Origin of the sequence: Acetobacter estunensis, from assembly GCF_011516945.1 — a bacterium.
Classification (GTDB): Bacteria; Pseudomonadota; Alphaproteobacteria; order Acetobacterales; family Acetobacteraceae; genus Acetobacter; species Acetobacter estunensis.
The window spans coordinates 1-2,442 of the sequence record NZ_WOTH01000086.1; the positions used below are offsets into that span (position 1 = coordinate 1).

General features: G+C 54.8%; 2 protein-coding genes and 1 pseudogene. 2 read left to right on the forward strand and 1 reads right to left on the reverse strand.

Annotated elements, in window-relative coordinates:
* Window positions 1-162: pseudogene (gene glyA, locus GOB87_RS16315) on the reverse strand (serine hydroxymethyltransferase); the annotation flags it as partial.
* Window positions 163-345: 183 nt separating this feature from the next.
* Here glyA and GOB87_RS16320 point away from each other — a divergent pair.
* Both GOB87_RS16320 and GOB87_RS16325 read left to right on the forward strand, forming a co-directional pair.
* Complete coding sequence (locus tag GOB87_RS16320; protein ID WP_166319132.1) at window positions 346-1,800, forward strand: amino acid permease; 1,455 nt, start codon at window positions 346-348, stop codon at window positions 1,798-1,800.
* Between the two features lie 169 nt (window positions 1,801-1,969).
* Window positions 1,970-2,362 carry a glycosyltransferase family 2 protein gene (locus tag GOB87_RS16325; protein ID WP_166319135.1) on the forward strand — a complete coding sequence of 131 codons (393 nt, stop codon included), beginning with the start codon at window positions 1,970-1,972 and terminating at the stop codon, window positions 2,360-2,362.
* The last annotated feature ends 80 nt before the right edge of the window (window positions 2,363-2,442 follow it).

Genomic DNA, 2,442 nt, shown 5'->3' on the forward strand with positions numbered 1-2,442 from the left:
GCCCTGGGCCTGAAGCACGGCCTCGGAGACCATGTTCTCGGAGGCGATCAGTTCGATCCCGTCGCGCTGGCGCTCAAGCTCGGCACCAATCGCCGACGCAACAGCAGGGTCGACCTCACGCAGGGAGGCTTGGAAAAAACGATGCAGATCCGTCTCGCTCACACTGGAACTCCCTGTTTCCGAGCAGCACATCACATTGGCAGATAGGGTCGCGTTGCAGCTTTCTGGCCGCGCTCACCCTTGCCCTTGGCGCGCTTGTAGCCTTTTCGGGACAGGAAAACTACCATTCGTGGAAGGGCGTCACGTTCCGTCGCCCGTTTCTGTCAGAAAAAAGACCCCTGCCGTATGTCGCAACATTCGCTATCCCCGCTCTCCTCTCTTTTCCGTCGCAAATCGATTGCCGCCGATGTGGGAGATGCGGGACTGAAACGGGTGCTCGGACCGCTCAGTCTGGTTGCCCTTGGGGTTGGCTGCACCATTGGCGCCGGTCTGTTTTCGCTGACGGGCGTGGCGGCGGGCAACAATGCCGGGCCGGCCGTGACACTGGCCTATCTGGTGGCCGCCATCGCCTGCGGGTTTGCGGGGCTGTGCTACAGTGAACTGGCGGGCATGATCCCCATCGCAGGCAGCGCGTATTCTTATGCCTATGTCACGATGGGTGAACTCGTGGCGTGGATCATCGGTTGGGATCTGGTGCTGGAATATGCCGTTGGTGCGGCGACGGTGTCGGTAAGCTGGTCGGGGTATATCAATTCGCTTCTGGCCGGATGGGGGATCCATCTGCCCGCGCGGCTTGTGGCCTCGCCTTTCGAGACGGTGCATCTGCCCGATGGAACGCTCACGACAGGCGTGGCCAATTTGCCAGCGGCCTTCATTCTCATGGCCGTGTCGGCCCTGTTGATCCGCGGCACCTCGGAATCAGCAAAGGTGAACGCCGTCATCGTTACGATCAAACTGTTGGTGATTGCGGCGTTCATTGCCTTTGGCATCTCCTATATCGAGACGGCGAACTATCACCCGTTTATTCCTCCCAACACCGGGACGTTCGGTCAGTTTGGCCTTTCTGGAATCATGCGCGCTGCCGGGACCGTTTTCTTTGCCTATGTCGGGTTCGATGCGCTTTCCACGGCCGCACAGGAAACCCGCAATCCAAAGCGGGACATGCCGATCGGCATCCTTGGCAGTCTTGCGATCTGCACGCTGGTTTACGTCAGTTTCTCGCTGGTGCTGACGGGGATCGTGAATTATCGCGCAATGGCCTTCGATCCGGCGCCTGTAGCCACGGCCGTCGACCGTACACACATCGCGTGGCTTCAGGTTGCCATAAAACTCGGCATTCTGTGCGGTTTCACTTCCGTCTTGCTGGTTCTGCTGCTGGGCCAGAGCCGGGTTTTCTTTGCAATGGCGCGTGACGGTCTGCTGCCGTCGCTGTTCAGTCGCACGCATCCGCGTTTTGGCACGCCGTGGCTGTCGAACCTGTTCTTCATGGTGCTGACCAGCCTCCTTGCGGCGTTTCTGCCTATTGCCGAATTGGGGCATATGACTTCTATCGGCACATTGCTGGCCTTCATCATCGTTTGTGTGGGCGTTCTGGTGCTCCGCAAACAGGCCCCGGAGGCCGAGCGGCGGTTCAGGGTGCCGGGCGGCCCGGTTTTTCCCATTCTGGGCGTGGTGTCATGTCTTGGGATGATGGTGTCGCTGGACGGCCTGACATGGGTCCGGCTTCTGGTATGGCTGGTGATCGGCCTGGGTGTGTATTTCGGCTATGGGCGGCGGCATAGCCGGTTGGGGAAAGCCTGAAAATGGACGTCTGCCGCTGAATACGGCCATTCCAGATCGTTCCACGCATTGGTTTCACACTCTGTTCTTAAATATAGTATGGAGTATCAAAATCTGTGTACACCTCACGCCTGAGTATCGGAACAAAATGTTTGTCACGTATCAGGGCGACTAGTTGGGAAGAAGGTCGATGAAAACGGCAATATGTTTGGTGGTCAAGAATGAAGCTGTTGAGTTGCCCTATTGGATAGCGTGGCATAGTTCTTTGGGTTTTGACAGTTTTATTATCTATAATGATTTTTCTGATGATAAAACAGAAGAAGTTATACTTTCCCTTAAAAAGGGTTTTGATATTCGCTACAAGCGGAATCATGTAAACCGGGATCGGCACGATATAAGACAAATCCGTGCTTATAATGATGCCTTGACCTGTTATGGACAGGAATTTGATTGGATCGCTTTTTTTGATGCAGATGAATATCTTGATTTGTACGGGAAGAATATAAAGTCATATTTGACGGATCTTGGCGATGTTTCTCTGGTTGCATTTAACTGGAGGGTTCTAAAAACCCCCTGGTTTTGAGGTCTTCTGTATGATTCTATTTCTTCTGCGTTGATTGAGGGAATGGCGATATGAAGCAGTCTGGTTTCTTTGATGTTGAA

What these genes read in the sequence shown, in the direction of transcription:
- GOB87_RS16320 (WP_166319132.1), top strand. Translation starts at nt 346, where the DNA reads ATGTCGCAACATTCGCTATCCCCGCTCTCCTCTCTTTTCCGTCGCAAA.
- GOB87_RS16325 (WP_166319135.1), top strand. Translation starts at nt 1,970, where the DNA reads ATGAAAACGGCAATATGTTTGGTGGTCAAGAATGAAGCTGTTGAGTTG.